The 16,311-nt window shown below is 71.9% G+C and carries 19 protein-coding genes; 8 read left to right on the top strand and 11 right to left on the bottom strand.

Annotation, left to right across the window (positions count from 1 at the left end; genetic code table 11):
• Nucleotides 1–2 precede the first annotated feature (2 nt).
• Nucleotides 3–341, top strand: coding sequence for a winged helix-turn-helix transcriptional regulator (locus NAG42_RS30900; protein ID WP_250035417.1), 339 nt, complete (start codon nt 3–5; stop codon nt 339–341).
• Here the strand turns inward: NAG42_RS30900 and NAG42_RS30895 are convergent.
• From NAG42_RS30895 to NAG42_RS30860, 8 genes are all read right to left on the bottom strand, one after another.
• Nucleotides 338–1,978: an alkaline phosphatase D family protein gene (locus tag NAG42_RS30895; RefSeq protein ID WP_250035416.1), complete on the bottom strand. Its 1,641-nt coding sequence runs from the start codon at nt 1,976–1,978 to the stop codon at nt 338–340. The two genes, NAG42_RS30900 and NAG42_RS30895, sit on opposite strands and share 4 nt — an antisense overlap.
• Nucleotides 1,979–2,045: 67 nt before the next feature.
• On the bottom strand, nt 2,046–2,261 hold the full coding sequence (locus NAG42_RS30890) for a hypothetical protein (protein WP_250035415.1): 216 nt from the start codon (nt 2,259–2,261) through the stop codon (nt 2,046–2,048).
• A 42-nt stretch (nt 2,262–2,303) separates the two neighbouring features.
• Nucleotides 2,304–3,194, bottom strand: coding sequence for a YegS/Rv2252/BmrU family lipid kinase (locus NAG42_RS30885; protein WP_250035508.1), 891 nt, complete (start codon nt 3,192–3,194; stop codon nt 2,304–2,306).
• A gap of 40 nt (nt 3,195–3,234) precedes the next feature.
• Nucleotides 3,235–4,197: a twin-arginine translocase subunit TatC gene (gene tatC / locus NAG42_RS30880; RefSeq protein ID WP_250035414.1), complete on the bottom strand. Its 963-nt coding sequence runs from the start codon at nt 4,195–4,197 to the stop codon at nt 3,235–3,237.
• Between the two features lie 9 nt (nt 4,198–4,206).
• Nucleotides 4,207–4,578 carry a Sec-independent protein translocase subunit TatA gene (tatA, locus tag NAG42_RS30875; protein ID WP_250035413.1) on the bottom strand — a complete coding sequence of 124 codons (372 nt, stop codon included), beginning with the start codon at nt 4,576–4,578 and terminating at the stop codon, nt 4,207–4,209.
• Between the two features lie 135 nt (nt 4,579–4,713).
• The gene (locus NAG42_RS30870; protein WP_250035507.1) at nt 4,714–4,944 is read right to left on the bottom strand and encodes a hypothetical protein; all 231 of its coding nucleotides are present in this window, start codon (nt 4,942–4,944) and stop codon (nt 4,714–4,716) included.
• A gap of 15 nt (nt 4,945–4,959) precedes the next feature.
• Nucleotides 4,960–5,922 carry a helix-turn-helix transcriptional regulator gene (locus tag NAG42_RS30865; RefSeq protein ID WP_250035411.1) on the bottom strand — a complete coding sequence of 321 codons (963 nt, stop codon included), beginning with the start codon at nt 5,920–5,922 and terminating at the stop codon, nt 4,960–4,962.
• Between the two features lie 132 nt (nt 5,923–6,054).
• A complete protein-coding gene (locus NAG42_RS30860; protein ID WP_250035410.1) occupies nt 6,055–7,035 on the bottom strand; it encodes a helix-turn-helix transcriptional regulator in 981 nt (326 codons plus the stop codon).
• Between the two features lie 134 nt (nt 7,036–7,169).
• Between NAG42_RS30860 and NAG42_RS30855 the strand changes: the two genes are divergently transcribed.
• Complete coding sequence (locus tag NAG42_RS30855; RefSeq protein ID WP_284046150.1) at nt 7,170–8,168, top strand: cation diffusion facilitator family transporter; 999 nt, start codon at nt 7,170–7,172, stop codon at nt 8,166–8,168.
• Nucleotides 8,169–8,178: 10 nt separating this feature from the next.
• Nucleotides 8,179–9,258, top strand: a complete 1,080-nt coding sequence (locus tag NAG42_RS30850) for a DUF3866 family protein (RefSeq protein WP_250035408.1) — start codon at nt 8,179–8,181, stop codon at nt 9,256–9,258.
• Here the strand turns inward: NAG42_RS30850 and NAG42_RS30845 are convergent.
• The gene (locus NAG42_RS30845; protein ID WP_250035407.1) at nt 9,207–10,688 is read right to left on the bottom strand and encodes a GGDEF domain-containing protein; all 1,482 of its coding nucleotides are present in this window, start codon (nt 10,686–10,688) and stop codon (nt 9,207–9,209) included. The genes NAG42_RS30850 and NAG42_RS30845 overlap by 52 nt on opposite strands.
• A 59-nt stretch (nt 10,689–10,747) precedes the next feature.
• A complete protein-coding gene (locus NAG42_RS30840; protein ID WP_250035406.1) occupies nt 10,748–11,395 on the bottom strand; it encodes an O-methyltransferase in 648 nt (215 codons plus the stop codon).
• Between the two features lie 64 nt (nt 11,396–11,459).
• On the opposite strand from NAG42_RS30840, the gene NAG42_RS30835 reads away from it, so the two are divergent.
• The 4 genes from NAG42_RS30835 to NAG42_RS45560 all read left to right on the top strand — a co-directional run bounded on the left by NAG42_RS30835 (nt 11,460) and on the right by NAG42_RS45560 (nt 14,445).
• Nucleotides 11,460–12,731 carry an MFS transporter gene (locus NAG42_RS30835; protein ID WP_250035405.1) on the top strand — a complete coding sequence of 424 codons (1,272 nt, stop codon included), beginning with the start codon at nt 11,460–11,462 and terminating at the stop codon, nt 12,729–12,731.
• Between the two features lie 158 nt (nt 12,732–12,889).
• Nucleotides 12,890–13,342, top strand: a complete 453-nt coding sequence (locus tag NAG42_RS30830; RefSeq protein ID WP_250035404.1) for an SAM-dependent methyltransferase — start codon at nt 12,890–12,892, stop codon at nt 13,340–13,342.
• A 77-nt stretch (nt 13,343–13,419) separates the two neighbouring features.
• Entirely contained in the window at nt 13,420–13,794 is a 375-nt protein-coding gene (locus NAG42_RS30825) for a VOC family protein (RefSeq protein WP_250035403.1), read from the top strand.
• Between the two features lie 171 nt (nt 13,795–13,965).
• Nucleotides 13,966–14,445 (top strand): hypothetical protein, encoded by a 480-nt coding sequence (locus tag NAG42_RS45560; protein WP_438872468.1) that lies wholly within the window; start codon nt 13,966–13,968, stop codon nt 14,443–14,445.
• A 218-nt stretch (nt 14,446–14,663) separates the two neighbouring features.
• Here the strand turns inward: NAG42_RS45560 and NAG42_RS30815 are convergent, their stop codons facing one another.
• Nucleotides 14,664–15,026 (bottom strand): nuclear transport factor 2 family protein, encoded by a 363-nt coding sequence (locus tag NAG42_RS30815; protein WP_250035402.1) that lies wholly within the window; start codon nt 15,024–15,026, stop codon nt 14,664–14,666.
• An 85-nt stretch (nt 15,027–15,111) separates the two neighbouring features.
• Here NAG42_RS30815 and NAG42_RS30810 point away from each other — a divergent pair, with 85 nt between their 5' ends.
• On the top strand, nt 15,112–16,053 hold the full coding sequence (locus NAG42_RS30810) for an RNA polymerase subunit sigma-70 (protein WP_250035401.1): 942 nt from the start codon (nt 15,112–15,114) through the stop codon (nt 16,051–16,053).
• Nucleotides 16,054–16,311: the final 258 nt, after the last annotated feature.

The following is a 16,311-nucleotide window of genomic DNA, read 5'->3' as shown; positions in this document are numbered from 1 at the left end:
GAATGACCAAGCGTTACCACTGCCCGGTCGAGCTCACCGTCGACGTGGTCGGAGGTAAGTGGCGGGCTGTGATCCTGGCTCACCTCAAGGAGGGCATGCACCGCTACGGCGAGTTGCGGCGGCGCATGCCGGGGATCAGCGAGAAGATGCTGACCCAGCGGCTGCGCGAGCTCGAGGCGGACGGCCTGGTCGCGCGGGACGACCGCGCGACCGTGCCGCCGCATGTGGAGTACCGGCTCACCGCCGAGGGCGCGAGCCTGGCCCCGGTGCTGCAGGCGCTCTACGACTGGGGGCAGGAGCGGGCCGCCCGCACCGGCGTCCCGGTCGGCGACCCGGCTTAAGGCCGTTCGGTCTCCTGCCGTACGGTGTCCGCGCCCAGGTCGGGGGCGGAGCGCAAGGTCGACGGGGTCGGGTTGTCGGCGGTCTGCTGCAGGCCGGGCACCCGGTCCTCGACGACGAACGTGGCTCGGGTGTGGATCGGCGCGCCGGGCGTGGTCACGAACGGGACCACCCGGAAGTCCGCGGTCAGCCCGTCCGGGGCGATCCGGGTCCGGACGTACCCCCGCTGGTTGTTGTAGAAGCGCAGGTGCGGGTTCCAGGCCGCCCACGGGTGCTGCCCGCTCGCCACGTCGGCCCCGTTGCCGGTCGACGTGATCGAGGAGCACACCAGCTCGGTGCCGACGGTCCGCGAGGTCGGGTCGGCGTAGTCCAGCTTGAGCTCGTCGGCCCAGTGCGCGTGCACGTCGCCGGTGAGCACGACCGGGTTGCGCACGCCGGCGTCGACCCAGCCCCGGGTGATCCGGTCGCGCGAGGCCGCGTACCCGTCCCACGAGTCCATGCTCGTCACGACCTGCGGCCCCGAGTTGTTGTCGCGTTGCCCGAAGAAAACCTGCTGCCCGAGGATGTCCCAGCGGGCCGACGATCGGCGGAAGCCGTCGAGCAGCCATTTCTCCTGCTGCGGGCCGGTGATCGAGCGGGCCGGGTCGTACGCGCCGGCGCAGTCCTTGTAGCCGTCACCGCAGGCCTGGTCGTCGCGGTACTGCCGGGTGTCGAGCAGGTGGAACGTGGCCAGCCGCCCCCAGTGCAGCCGCCGGTAGAGCTGCATGTCGATGCCGTGCGGGATCGACGTCCGGCGCAGCGGCATGTTCTCGTAGTAGGCCTGGAACGCGGCGGCCCGCCGGGCCGGGAAGTTCGGGTCGGGTTGCTCGGGCACCTCGTCGGCCCAGTTGTTCTCGATCTCGTGGTCGTCGAAGACCACCGCCCACGGCGCGACGGCGTGCGCGGCCTGCAGGTCGGGGTCGGTCTTGTACTGGGCGTGCCGCTGCCGGTAGTTGGCCAGCGTCACGGTCTCGGGCCCGGCGTGGTCGCGCGGGTTGCCACCGGGAACCGTGTAGACGCCCGCCTCGTACTCGTACTGGTAGTCGCCCAAGTGCAGGATCAGGTCCGGCTCGTCCTGGGCGAGGTGGCGGTACGCGGTGAAGTAGCCGTGCTCGTACTGCGAGCAGGACGCGAACGCCATGGCCAGGGTGCCGCCGGTCGCCCACAGCGGCGGCGCCGTCCGCGTCCGGCCGGCCGGGGAGACGTGCCCCTCGGCCCGGAACCGGTAGAAGTACTCCCGGCCGGGCAGCAGGTGGTGCAGTTCGACGTGCACGGTGTGGCCGGACTCGGGCCGGGCCACGGTGACGCCACGCCGCACGATCCGGCGGAAGCGCTCGTCGGCGGCCAGTTCCCACTGCACCGGTACGACGCGGGACGGCATGCCGCCCAGGCCGTCCTCGGCCAAGGGGATCGGCGCGAGGCGGGTCCAGAGCACGAAGCCGTCCGGTTCGGGGTCACCGGAGGCGATGCCGAGCGTGAACGGGTCGGTCCGCAGCGGTCCGCCGGAGGGTGCGGCGCTCGCGGCGAGCGGCCAGGTGGTCGCGGCACCGGCCACGCCGGCGGCGGCCGAGCTGAGCAGAAGTCTTCTCGAAAGGGCCATGCCCGCACACTCGCGGGCATAGATGGAATTAGATTAGTCCCGACATGACGTGCCGGGAAAGTCCCGATTAGGCGTACGCGTCGAGGCTGATCCCCTGACGCTGACCCGGAACGGGAGCGGCGGCCTCGGGCACCGGCGGGGCAGCCGGGGCCGGCGCGGGAGCCGGAGCCGGGGCCGGGGTGGGCTCACCCGACGAAGCGGCGGCCTCGGCCATGCTCCGGAGGTTCGACCGGGCGGCTTCGAAGGCGGAGTTGGCGAACGAGCTGAGCGAGTTGATCTGCATGACCCCCTCGATCGGCCGGATCCCGGTGATCTGATGACAAATTCAGCGGAGCAACCGAATCGCACCCGGCGCGCACGTCAACTCGAGGTCGAGCGGGCCGAGGCGCTCCCCGTCGGCGTACGCGATGATGCCCTCGGACCGCAACCGGACCCGCCGGGCCCGGAAGACGGTGACCCGGGGGTCGGTGACGTGCGTGCCGCGGCGCAGCCGCGGTTTGAGCCGGGCCAGCGCCGCCCGCCCGAACGGCGCCGCGATCACCACGTCGAGCAGGCCGTCGGTGGGGTCGGCGTCGGGCAGGATCCGCATGCCGCCGCCGTAACTGGCGCTGTTGCCCACCGCGACCAGCATGCCCTCGAAGCTGTAGTCCTCCCCGTCCAGCTCCAGCTGGTATTTGCGCGGCCGCAGCCGGGCCAGCTCGAGCAGGATCGCCAGGTCGTAACGGCGCGGCCCGCGGGGCCAGCGCATCAGGTTGGCCCGCTCGTTGACCAGCGCGTCGAACCCGCCCGCCAGCACCGCCCCGAACCACCGCACGTCGCCGTCGGGCAGCACGGCCCGGGCCAGGTCGATCGGGGTGTCCCGGCCCTCGGCCAGGGCGTCGGCCACCAGCGCGGCCGCCGCGACCGGGTCCGCCGGCATCCCCACCGCGGCGGCGAAGTCGTTGCCGGTGCCGGCCGGGACCACGCCGAAACCGACCGGTTGTTCCGCGACGGCCTGGAGCGCCCGATGAATGGTCCCGTCCCCGCCCACGGCGACGACGGCGCCCACCCCGGACGCGACAGCGGACCGGCAGGCCGCCTCGGCCGAGGCCTCGCTGTGGGCCTCCAGGAGCCGGACCGTACGCCCGGAATCGCCCAGCCGGCGCAGGACCTCGGTAAGCAGATCGCGGTGCCGGCCTCGCCCCGCCGTGGGGTTGGCCAGCACCGCGATCTCCATGTTCGTCACAGCCGGGCAGCATAGCCGCCCGGCGGGTGACCTACGTCATGTCGTCGAAGCGTCCCTCGAGCGGACGGGGCCTCGCGACGGGCTCGGGTGCGTCGACCGGGGCCAGTGCCTCGATCGGGTCGGACGCGCCGACCGGCACCCGCTCCTCCTCCAGCGGCGAGATCGCGTCGTCGTCGAGTCCCTCGTACAGCTCTTTGCCGCGGCCCTTGCGGCGGTCGTTGAGCGCCGCCACGCCGGTCGCGATCAGATAGAGCACGATCATGCAGAACGCCAGCAGCGTCATGCCGAACGGGCCGGGGTCGGGGGTGGCGATCGCGGCGAACGCGAACGACAGGAAGACCACGATCCGCCACCAGCCGAGCAGCTTGCGCGCGGAGACCACACCGGTGAAGTTGAGCATCAGCAAGATCAACGGGAACTCGAACGCCGCCCCGAAGATCAAGATCATATTTGTCACGAAGCCGATATACGACGAGACCTCGAGCTTGGTGGCCTCGCCGAGGACGCCCGCCTCCATGATGAAGGCGAGGCTGTGGCCGACCACGAAGTAGGCCAGGATGCCGCCGCCGGCGAACAGCGGGGCGGCGATCGCGACGAACACGTACGCCCACTTGCGCTCGTGGCGGTGCAGGCCCGGCGCGATGAACGCCCACAACTGATAGAGCCAGACCGGCGAGCCGATGATCAGGCCGACCCAGAGCGCGATCTTGAGGCGCAGGATCAGCGTGTCGGCGACGTTGAGAACGACCCAGTCGCAGTACTGCGTGCCGTCGGCGCGGGTGGCGATCGACGAGGGCAACCGGCAGTAGGGCTGCTCCAGCAGGTGGAACACCCACTGGGACAGGATGAAGCCGATGATCAGGCCGACGACCAGGCCGATCGAGGCGACGAACAGCCGGTTACGCAGCTCCCGGACATGGTCGATGAGCGTCATCGAGCCGTCGGAGGCCTGTTGAAACTTGGTGGGCCCCTGTCGGCGAAGGGCTAGCTTCATGCCCGCGGATCAGCGGTCGTTGGTGCGCTGGACCGGATCGACATAAGGCTGCGCCGGCGGCTGCTGGGCGTAACCCTGCGGCGGCGGAGCCTGCTGGTAACCCGGGGCCGGCGGAGCCTGCTGGTAGCCCGCGGGGGGCGGCGGAGCCTGCTGGTAACCGCCGGGCTGCTGCACCTCACCCTGGATCGGCTGGCGCGAATACTGCGGCTCGGCCTTCTCGGCGACGTCGTTGTTGTCGTCGACCAGGCCCTTCGTCTCGGCCTTGATGATCCGCAGCGACCGGCCCAGCGACCGCGCCGCGTCCGGCAACCGCTTCGCGCCGAAGAGCAGCACGAGGACCACCACGAAAATGATGATGTGCCATGGCTTGAGGGCGCCCATGGGTTAACTCCAGTCGGTCGGATCAGTTGTGCGGGGTCCATCGTACGTGTCGAATCTGGTGATGCGGCCCACGGACCCTCGCCGGTTTGCCACGATCACCGGAAACCTGGGACAACGAGGAAGGAACGACGCAGGTCAGCCCTTTGTCAGGACGGCGTGCTCCTGGATCAGCTCAGCCCGTTTCTGCACCTCGGCCACGGTCTCCTGCAGCACGAGGGCACTCTGCTGGAGCTTGGCCGCGTCGGCCTGGCGCCGCTGCAGACGCACGGCGGCCCGGCGCAGCCCGTCGAGGCGGCCGAGCAGGCGTACGCCCAACGCCCCCAGGATGATCACGGCGAGCACGACCACGGCGATCCAGATCCACATCAGCACCGGGCCACCCTACCGGCCGGGGGTGCTGTATTGGTCGAGCGCGGCCGTGGCCTGCTCGCGGATCCGGCGCAGCAGCTCGGGCGGGCCGACCACGGTGACGTCGGGCCCGAGACCGAGCAGCAGCCGCTGGGCCCAGCCCAGGTCGGTCACCCGCATCGTCACGACCCACTCCTCGCCGCCGGTGCGGGTCACCTCCTCCACCGGGTAGTACTCGGTGATCCAGCGGCTCCCCCGCCCCACCCGCAGCGTAACCAGCTGCAGGTCGGGCGTCGGGTGGAAGACGCCGTCGCTGACGTCGTGCGGGACGGCCTCGGCGGGCGGCCGGGACGGCTCGTCGAGCTCGGTGAAGTCGTCGATGCGGTCGATCCGGAACAGCCGGGTCGCCTCGGCCCGGCGGCACCACGCCTCGAGGTAGGCCTTGCCGCCGACCATCAGCACCCGCATCGGGTCGACGACGCGCTCGGTGGTCTCGTCGCGGGCGGCCGTGTAATAGGTCATCCGCAGCGCGTGGCCGGTGCCGACCGCGGCCCGTACGTTGTCGACCCGTTTGCTGTTGGCCGGCAGCTTCACCGCGACCGGTGCGCCGGCCAGGTCGCCCGCCGCGTTCTCGATCTTGGCCAGGGCGCGCTCGATGACGTCGCGGTGACCGGTGCCGGGGGTCTCGGCGAGCATCCGCAACGCCACCACCAGGGCCAGCGCCTCGTCCTGGGTGAGCCGCAGCGGCCGGTCGATGCCGGCGTCGTGGCTGATCGTGACCCGGTCGCCGTCCAGCGCCATGTCGATCAGGTCGCCCGGGCCGTAGCCGGGCAGGCCGCACACCCACAGCAGCTCGAGGTCCTCGCGCAGCTGGCGTTCGCTGACCCCGAGGTCGGCCGCCGCCTCGGCGACCAGGATCCCGGGCCGGGCCAGCAGATACGGTACGAGCAACAGCAGCCGCCCGAGCCGATCCCCACTGTGCCTCGGGCCGGTCACGCTGAGCCTCCGTGGGCATGCCGTCCTGGCCCTACGAGCGCTGCGCTGACTACGGTGCAGTCCGTCATGCTGAGCCTCCGTGGGCATGCCGTCCTGGCCCTGCGAGCGCTGCGCTGACTACGGTGCAGTCCGTCATGCCGCCACCTCATGCCGGGCGACGACTTCCTTCAACAGTTGAATGACTGCGTCGCGCACCTCGGGGGGCCCGTCGGCGCGTACGTCGGGCCCGTAGCCGACGATCGTCGAGGCCAGCCGCTCGGCGTCCGCGTAGGGGATGGTCAGCCGGTCGCCGTCCGGCCCCGGCCGCGACTCGGTGGCCCAGCGCCGCAGCCCGGCCGCCTTGCCCGGCCGCGCGGTGACGGTGGCCCGGCCGTTGTGCGGCACCGGGCCCGACCACTTGGCGACGTGGCTGATCAGGTCTTCGTTCTCGGGTGGGGTGAACGCGCCCGGCCGGCCCAGGCCCTTCACCGCGCCGACGATGCGCGAGAGCCGGAAGCAGCGGGTGGCGGCCCGGTCGCGGTCGTGGCCCACCACATACCACCGCCCCTGCCAGCAGACCACGCCCCACGGCTCGAGCCGGCGGGTGGCCGGATCGTCCACTTCGGGCACCCGGTAGCTGAAGGTCACCGCCCGGCGGTCCCGGGCCGCGCTGGTGAGCGGCCCGAACGCCGGGTCGACGGTCACCACCGGCTCGACGCCCAACGTGGCCTGCGGGTCGACCTCGACCCCGGCCGCGCGCAGCTTGGCCAGGCCGGACGACGCCGCGGCGGCCAGACCGGCGTGCTGCCAGAGGCGGGCCGCGATGCCCACGGCGGCGGCCTCGTCGGGTTCGAGGATGATGTCGGGCAGCGCGTACTCCCGGTGCGCGATGCGATAGCCCGGCTCCTGGTCGAACACGCTGGCCGTACCGGTCTCGAGGGGAACCCCCAGCTCGCGCAGCTCGGCCTTGTCCCGCTCGAACTTGCGCTGGAAGGCCTCGTGGTCGCGCGGGTCCTCCGGGTCGTGCTCGTAACCGGGCACCGTCGCGGCGATCTGCGCGGCGGTCAGGAACCGACGCGTCGACAGGAGGCAGATCACCAGATTCACCAGGCGCTCGGTGCGGGTGCGCGACACGATTGGCAACGCTAGCAGGGTGGACGCGGAAGTGACGTACGCGCCATCACCGGCCGGTTTCCCACCGGACCGCAGCGGAAAGGTAGGCCTGGGTGAGCACCGCGGAAACCCCAGAAGAGCAGCTCCCGGTCGGTCTGGCCGGGGCCGCGCCGCTCGATCCGAGCGATTCGCCCGAAGGGTCCGAAGCGCCGGAGAACGAGAGTGTGGGCACGGTCATCGTCGCCGGCCTGGCCAACCTCGCCATCGCCGTCGCCAAGCTGGTCGCCGGCCTGCTCTCGGGCTCGGCGGCCATGGTGTCCGAGGCGGCGCACTCGCTGGCCGACACCATCACCGAGGTCTTCCTGTTCGTCGCGCTCCGCCGCGGCATGGCGCCGGCCGACGAAGAACACCCGTTCGGGTACGGCAAGGAGAGCTTCGTCTGGGCTTTCATCGCCGCGGTGTTCACCTTTGTCGGCGGCGCCGGGTTCTCGATCTACCACGGCATCGAGACGATCGTGCGCGGCGAGGAGACCGGCGAGTTCCTCTGGTCGTACGTCGTGCTGGCCGTCTCGTTCGTCGCCGAGGGCACGTCGTTCCTGCGGGCCCGCCGCCAGGTCACGGGCGCGTCGCGGCGCTGGGGCATCACCCGGTCGCGTTTCCTGCGGCTGACCCCCGACACCACGGTCAAGGCGGTCTACTTCGAGGACTCGGCCGCCCTGATCGGCCTGATCCTGGCCGCCGCGGGCCTGGTCCTGACCGAGCTGACGGGCAACGGGATGTGGGACGGCATCGCCTCGGTCGCGATCGGCCTGCTGCTGTTCGCGGTGGCCGCCATCCTGGCTCAGAGCAATGCGTCGCTGCTGGTCGGCCGGGCGGTGCCCCGCCGGGTGCACAACCAGATCGCCGCCGACCTCAACTCGATCCCGATCGTGGTGTCCGTCCCGACGCTGCTGACCATGCAGCTCGGCCCGGGCGACGTGCTGGTCGCGGCGAAGGTCGACTTCCAGGACGACGTCAGCGGCGGCGAGATCGAGGCGGCTTCGGACGAGGCGGAGCGCCGGTTGCGGGCCCGCTACCCGGGCATCCGGTTCGTGTTCCTCGACCCGACGCGCGGGGTGGCGGGCCGCAACCACGTCGACGGTGGGGTCGAATAGGGTTCCGGCCATGGTGCGATGGCGGTCGGGGACGGTCCGGGCGATCCGGCGGCGGTGGCACGGCGCGGTCGAGCTCGAGGTCACCACCGGTGACGGGCCGCTGCGCGCGCTCGCCTACCCCGCGCTGGTCGGCGAGCCGCGGGAGGGTGACCGCGTGCTGCTCAACGTGGGCGCGCTCGTGATGGGCCTCGGCACGGGTGGATACGCGCTGGTGGTGGCGCTGCCCGATCGGTTGCCGGCCGACCCGCCGGACGACGGGGGCACCCGCGACTCCGGTCACCTGGTCAAGGCCCGTTACACGCCGCTGCAGGCGATCCGGCTCGGTGTCGACGAGGAGGCCTCGCCGCATCGCGCGGTGATGGCCGCGGCCACCTCGCTCGACGGCATGCCGGTGGTCACCGCCGATCTGCACTCGGCGTTGCCGGCCATCGTCGCCGCTGTGCGCTTCGACAAGCCCGGAGCCACGATCGCGTACGTCATGACCGACGGCGGGGCGCTGCCGGCCTGGTTCTCGCGCACGCTGGACGGGCTCGGCGACCACCTGGCGGGCACGGTCACGACCGGCCAGGCGTTCGGCGGTGACCTGGAGGCGAGCACCGTGCACACCGGTCTGCTGGCCGCCCGGCACGTGCTGCGGGCCGACGTCACCGTCGTCGCGCAGGGACCGGGCAACCTCGGCACCGGCACGACCTGGGGGTTCTCCGGGGTGGCGCTGGGTGAGGCGGTCAACGCGATCGGCACCCTCGGCGGGCGGCCGGTCGGCTCGCTGCGCATCTCGACCGGCGACGGGCGTCCCCGGCACCGCGGGGTGTCCCATCACAGCCTCACCGCGTACGGGAAAGTGGCCCTGCTCCCGGCCGACCTGCCCGTCCCCGACGGCCTCGAACCCGGCCTGGCCGGGGAGATCGACGCGGCGCTGGCGCCGCTGGCGGCCCGGCACCGCCTGCCGCGCGTGCCGGTCGGCGGCCTCGACGAGGCACTGCGCTCGAGCCCGGTGCCGCTGTCGACGATGGGCCGCAAGCTCGACCAGGACTACGCCTACTTCCTCGCGGCGGCCGCCGCCGGCCGGTTCGCCGCCTCGCTGATCTGAGTACGCCACTCCTGGATCCGGTTGCGCCCGGCCGCCTTGGCCGCGTAGAGCGCCGCGTCCACCCGCTCGATCAGCTCGTCCGACGTCTCCCGCCCGTCCCAGCGGGCCACGCCGGCCGAGAACGTCTGCCCCAGCGGCGTCGAGGCCAGCGCCCGCGCCAGCACGTCGTGCGCCTGCGCCTCGGTCGCGTCCGGCAGCAGCACGACGAACTCCTCACCGCCGTAGCGGGCCAGGGTGTCCACCGCCCGCAGGCTCTCCTGCCAGGCGGCGGCCGACGCCTTGAGCAGGCGGTCCCCGGCCGGATGTCCGTAGGTGTCGTTGAACAGCTTGAACCGGTCGAGGTCGAGCAGCGCCACGGTGACCGGGCGGCCGTCGCGGCGGGCGTGCTCGAGTGCCCGGGGCAACTCGTCGTTCCAGGCCCGCCGGTTGGGCAGACCGGTCAGCTCGTCGCGCCGGGCCAGCTCGCGCACCTGCCGGGCCTGCCGCTCGACCTCCCGCAGCAGCTGCGCCATCCGCGACACGACCAGCAGGAACAGGGCGGCCGAGGTGATCACGATGGCCCACCCGTCGGTGACCTCGCCCTGGGCCAGCTGCACGGCCAGCAGGGCCGGCGCGATGAGCGAGGCCAGGGTCAACAGCGCCAGGTGTACGCGGCCCAGGCGCGCGACAGCCGGCCCGGCCGGCGCGCCCAGCGTGCGCGCGTCCCGGTGCAACGCGCCGACGCCGAACATCGCGAACGCCGCCAGGAAGATCGACTCGAGGGCCCGGTTGAGCCAGGCCAGGTCCTCGATCGGATAACCCTGGTCGATCAGGTTGCCGTCCACGACCCAGGCGATGTCGCCCAGCAGGAAGGTCCCCAGCGACACGGTCACCCACCAGAACGCCGCCCCGCGCCGGCCGCCGCCGCGCAGCAGCCGGGCCATCATCGCGATCATGATGAGGTCGCCGATCGGGTACGCGACCTGGGTCGCCTCGCCGAGCATGGTCATCGAGCCGCCGTCGGCCGCCGGAGCGATCACATAGACCCAGGCCAGCAGCCCGAAGCCGGTGGTGATGGTGGTCGCGTCGACCATGGCCGTCCAGTCCCGGCCGGTCTCCCGGCGCCGGATCAGCACCGCGATGCCGGCCGCACAGAACGGGTAGAGCAGCAGGAACAGCGGGTCGGCCGGAGTCGGCAGGTCGGACAGGTGCAGCACCTCGGCGCTGAACACCGCCACGCCGATGCCGGTGACGTTCGCGGCCAGCCCGGCCGCGAACAGCCGGAACGCCAACCGGTCGCGGCGCGGCAGCCGGCCGGCGCCGACCAGGATCGCCGCGACGGCGGCGTAGCCGATGCCCATCTGCCAGCCGGCCACCCACCACGGATCGTCGGGCACGAACTGGTACAGGGCGATGGACAGGGCGGCGGCCATCGCGAAGGCCTTCGGCATGGCATCAGGATCGGTGCGCCCGGGGGAGAATCGGAGGGTTCTCCGGTGCGATCCGGTTGCTAACCCCGCTTGCGGACGAGCGTCACCCCATCCCGTACGGGAAGCATGACCGACTCGACGCGGTCGTCCGACACGATGCGGTTGTTGAGGTCGCGCACCACCACGTCCGGCTCGTGCTCGGGGTCGAGCACCCGTCCGCCGCGCAGCACGTTGTCGAGCACCATCAGACCGCCGGGCCGCAGACGCGGGATCAGCGCGTCGTAGTAGCCGGGATAGCCGGTCTTGTCGGCGTCGACGAAGGCGAAGTCGACGACCGGGTCGGTGCTCAAAGCCTGCACGGTCTCGAGCGCGGGACCGAGGGTGAGCTCGATGCGGTCGTCGACGGCGGCGCGGGCCCAGTACCGGCGGGCCACGTCGGTGAACCGCTCGGAGACGTCGCAGGCGAGCAGGCGGCCGTCCTTGGGCAGGCCGCGGGCGATGCAGATCGACGAATAGCCGGTGAAGACACCGATCTCCACCGCCAGGCGGGCGCCGGTCAGCTTGACCAGCATGGTGAGCAGCTCGCCCTCGTCGTGCGAGATCTGCATGCCGGCCTCGCCGGGGAACGTGTCGCGGGTCTCGGCGGCCAGGTCGCGCAGCACGTCGTCGGCCGGGGTGCAGTGCTCGAGCAGGTAGTCGCTGACAGCCGGATCGATGATGTCGCTCATCCGGTCAGTCTCGTCCGTCTCATCGCTTTGCGGCACGATACATAAGGCGCTTATGATTTGGCTCGTGCCTGCTTCCCTCCTCAAACAGCCCAAGGCCGTCTTCGCGGTCGCGTTCGCCTGCGTCGTGAGCTTCATGGGCATCGGTCTGGTCGACCCGATCCTGCCCGCGCTCTCCTCGCAGCTGCACGCCGGCCCGAGCCAGGTCAGCCTGCTGTTCACCAGCTATCTCGTGGTCACCGCGATCGCCATGCTCGGCGTCAACTGGGTGTCCAGCCGCATCGGTCCCAAACGCACCCTGATCACCGGCCTGGCCGTGATCGTCGTCTTCTCGGCGCTGGCCGGCCTGTCCGGCTCGATCGGCGGCATCGTCGGCTTCCGGGCCGGCTGGGGCCTCGGCAACGCCATGTTCATCGCCACGTCGCTGGCGGTCATCGTCGCCTCCGCCTCCGGCGGCTTCGCCGGCGCGATCGTCCTCTACGAGGCGGCGCTCGGCCTGGGCATCGCGGCCGGCCCGCTGATCGGCGGCCTGCTCGGCGACATCAGCTGGCGGGGCCCGTTCTTCGGCGTGTCGGCGCTGATGGCCATCGCGCTGATCGCCACCGTGACCCTGCTCGACAAAACTCCGCCGCCACCGCGCAAGATCTCGCTGGCCGAGCCGCTGCTGGCCCTGAAGCACCGCTCCCTGCTGACGATCTGCCTGACGGCGCTGCTCTACAACTGGGGCTTCTTCACGATGCTCGGCTACGCGCCGTACCCCATGGAGCTCTCGGCGATCCAGCTCGGCTTCGTCTTCTTCGGCTGGGGCCTGCTCGTGGCCATCTTCTCGATCGTCGGCGCACCGCGCCTGCAGGCCCGCTTCGGCACGGCGCCGTCGCTGTACGGGGCGCTGGGCAGCTTCGCCGTGCTGCTGCTGCTGATCGGCCTGTTCACCGACGTGCGCTGGGCCCTGATCGTGTGCGTCATCCTGAGCGGCATCATGGTCGGCATCAACAACACGCTGACCACCCAGGCGGTCATGCTGGTGTCCCCGGTCGAACGCCCGATCGCCTCGGCCACGTACGGTTTCGTCCGCTTCATCGGCGGTGGCCTGGCCCCCTTCGCGGCCGGCAAAATGGTCGACCACTGGAACATCCACGTCCCGTTCATCGCCGGCGCCGGTGCCGTCCTGCTGGGAGTCCTGGTCCTGGCGACCGCCCACCGCACCCTGACCGCCGCCGACGCCCACCTGGCCGCCACCGCCGAGCCCGCCGTATCCGGCGAGGTGGCCGACGAGTTCGGCGGAGCCCCGGACGCCATCGACGCCGAACGCCAGCACGAACGAGCCACCCACTCCTGACCCAAGCCCCGCTTCCCGCACTCGCAGCCCTGTGGACAACCAGCCGCCCGCCCCTTGACAAGGGCGTACTGTCACCCCCACGTCCCTGGGTGGGCGGGGGAGGCGGCGGCTCACCTAGCAAGATCGAGCGGTCCGGACCAGGGCCTAGGGTGGCGGTTGTGCCGGCTTCAGCGTCGTCCCGCCTTCGCCTGATCGTCGACGCGCTGCCGCTGCGGCCGCATCTGCGCGTCCTCGAGATCGGCTGCGGCCCCGGCGTTGCGGCACGGCTCGTCGCGGCCCGGCTCGACGAGGGCCACATCCTGGCCATCGACCGGTCGGCGGCCGCCATCGCACAGGCCACGGCCGGTTCGGCGGCGGAGATCGCCGCGGGCCGCCTGAGTGTGCGCCGGGCCGCCGCCGAGGACTTCGTCCTGGACCCGGGCGAGGACCCGTACGATCTGGTGTTCGCCATCCGGGTCGGCGCGCTCGACGGTCGCCATCCCGCCCTCGGCACGCGCGTCCTGTCCAGGCTCGCTCAGGCCACCCGGCCCGGCGCCCGGTTGTTCGTCGACGGCGGAGACCCGCTCCGGGAAATCCCCCTGCCCCGCGCCCCACAACGCACTGACACCTGAGCGCGCTGCCGGACCGCCGATCCGGGCGACGCTTGGCATGATGGTCGAGGTCGGCACTCACCACAGCGGGGGCGATCATGGGACAGCCGGTTGTGCACTTCGAGATCATCGGCGGCGATCCGGGCCGGCTGCGCGGCTACTACGGTGAGCTGTTCGGCTGGGAGTTCGCCACGGGCGGGCCGGTGGCCGAACCCGTGTCCGAGGCCGGCAACTACGGCTTCACCGAAAGCGACACCATCCCGGGCGGCGTGGGCGGCGGCGCCGGTTACCGGCCGCACACGGTGTTCTACGTGGGTGTCCCTGACGTGGAGGCCGCACTCGCCAAAGCCGAGAGCCTCGGCGGCACCCGGGTGATGGGCCCGGTCCGCTCCCCCGGCACCAAGCTCATGGTCGCCCACTTCACCGACCCCGAAGGCAACCTGATCGGCCTGGCCGGCGAAGCCCCCGAGTAGACACCCAGCTCGACCGGCCGAGCCCATCCTCCACCTCGAACAGCCGGAGATGATTGCGGCACGGCGGAGCCGCGTTCGTGACCAGCAGTTGCCGCGCGGAAGCCGCAGACAGCCGCGCGTGTCGGTGGCTACGGGCTCGCGTGTCGCGTCTTTGCGGCGTTGGATGGGTCGATGCCGACCGTGGACATCAGCGCAGCCGACTACGCCCAGTTCTCCTCAGCCGCCTCAGCGGCCGGGCTCACCGTCGGCCAGTGGCTGACCGGGATCGGACGAGCACGGACATTGGGCGGCTTGGACGAGCTGTGGGCGGCAACCCTGCGCGACCTGGCGGGTGAGGTGACGTCCAACCAGGAGCAGACTTACCTCCGGGCGGCTCGCCTGACCGCGATCGTCGAGGGCGTCGCGCTCGTGGCGGTCCCCGACGCGTTCACGCGTGACGTTCTCGAGGCGCGGCTGCGCCCGGCCATCGTCGAGGCTCTGCGCCGGCGGTTGGGCGTTCCCGTGCAGCTCGCCGTGAGAGTCGACGAGCAAGCCGCACCTCAGGCCGGCGGCCCACCGGTGGCTGACGACGTCCAGCGGTACGCCGAAATGCTCTCCCGTCCCGAGGTGGCGCAGCAACTCGCCGCAGTGCTCGCCGCAGCCAGACGTTGAGCCACCCGGAAGCCGAGGCCGCCCGACAGCCGACACGCCCGCCACACTGAACCGACCCCACGCCGAAGCACCACCACAGAGCCCCACCGAAACGGCCCGCGCGCTGAGCCGCAGCGCGGAAGCCACGTGCCGGCGTCACGGTTCCGCTCGGCGGCGGGCAGCCTCGAACGGAACGCGGCGAACCAGCCCGCACGCTGAGACCCGGCCACATGCCGGCGTCAGGCAGCTCCGGCCCGGCGGGCGGCCTCGAACGGGGCGCGGTCGAAGAGGAAACGGCTGTGGACGATTTTGCCGGCTTTGACGGTGACGCACTCGGCGCCGGGTGCGGACGGCACTGGGATCGTCTCGGCGTCGTACATGATCAGGGCTTTCTCGTCGTCGCCGAATGCGGCCAGCAGGGTCGTGCTCTTCAGCATCCGGACGAACGGCGTCAGGAAGGCCCGGTAGGCGTCCGCCCCCTCCAAGCGGCCGGCGGGAGCGTCGCAAACGATGTCGTCGGCGATGTAGGTCAAGGCTCGGTCGAGGTCGTGACCCTTCCACGCCTCGTAGTAGGCCAGGGCGGTCTCCAGCGCAGTGCTCACGGTGTCTCCGATTCGTTCGGGGTTCTTCGCCGGTACAGACACCGGCCCCGGCGGAAGCGGAACGGTCGTGTGGTGGAATTTTCGGGTGGATCAGGCCACGCTGGACCAGGCGCGCGGCGGCGACGGCGATGCTTTCCGTACGCTGACCGCCCCGCACGAACGCGAGCTGTTGCTGCACTGCTACCGGATGCTCGGTTCGCTCACCGAGGCCGAGGACGCGCTGCAGGAGACGATGCTCGCGGCGTGGCGCGGCCTGGGCGGCTTCGAGGGCCGGGCGTCCCTGCGCACGTGGCTCTACCGGATCGCCACGAACCGCTGCCTCAACACGTTGCGCGACAACGCACGACGGGTGCCATCCGAGCCGGTGCCCCCGTTCCCCGTGCCGCCGCCGACCCGGCTCAGTGAGGTGCGGTGGCTTCAGCCGTACCCCGACCGGCTGCTCGACGGCGTGCCGGAGCACTCCCCCGGCCCCGACGCCCGATACGAGACCCGGGAAGCCGTCGAGCTCGCGTTCGTCGCCGCCCTGCAGCGCATGCCGCCACGCCAGGCCGCCACCCTGATCCTGCGGGACGTCCTCGGCTACCCGGCCGACGAGGTCGCGGAGATGCTCGGCACCACGGCAACCGCCGTCAAAGGTGCTCTGCAACGAGCCCGCGCCGCCGTGCCTGCCGTCCGCCCCGGCCCCCGAGACACCGACGACGATGTCGCCCGCCGCTTCGCCACCGCCTTCACAGCCGGCGACGTCGACGGCGTGGTCGCCCTGCTCACCGACGACGCCTGGCTGAGCATGCCGCCCGCCCCGCACGAATACCACGGCCGCCCCGCGATCGCCGCCTTCCTACGAGCAAGCACCACCCACGCCGCCGGCCGCGCCCTCACCCTTTCCCCCACCCGAGCGAACGGCCGCCCCGCGTTCCGAGCCACCCTGGACGCCGCCCCAGCCGGCATCATCGTCCTCACCACCGACAACAGCCGGATCGCCGCGATCACCCGCTTCCACGACCTCACCCTGACCAACCGTTTTTAGCGACTTCCCCACCGGCACACGGGACCGAGCCCGGAGCCCAGCCGCTGGTGGCCCGCGAAAGCTGACCTTCCGGCTCGGCCCACGATGCTTCGGCCAGACGCCCCGAACCGAACGAGTGCCCACCGAGCCCGCCACCGACGTGGTTCTGAGCGCAACCGCTCACGCACGTCGCCGTGGTGGGGTGAGCGCTCTGGGCGCGCCAGCGCCCAGCTCACACCGCCGCGGCCCTCGGCGGAAGCAGCGGTCCGCACCCACCAC

The sequence above is a fragment of the Paractinoplanes maris genome (assembly GCF_023544465.1).
GTDB classification, from domain to species: Bacteria; Actinomycetota; Actinomycetes; order Mycobacteriales; family Micromonosporaceae; genus Actinoplanes; species Actinoplanes maris.
Note: the sequence above shows the minus strand (reverse complement) of the source record. Positions and strands in the feature narration are given on the sequence as shown.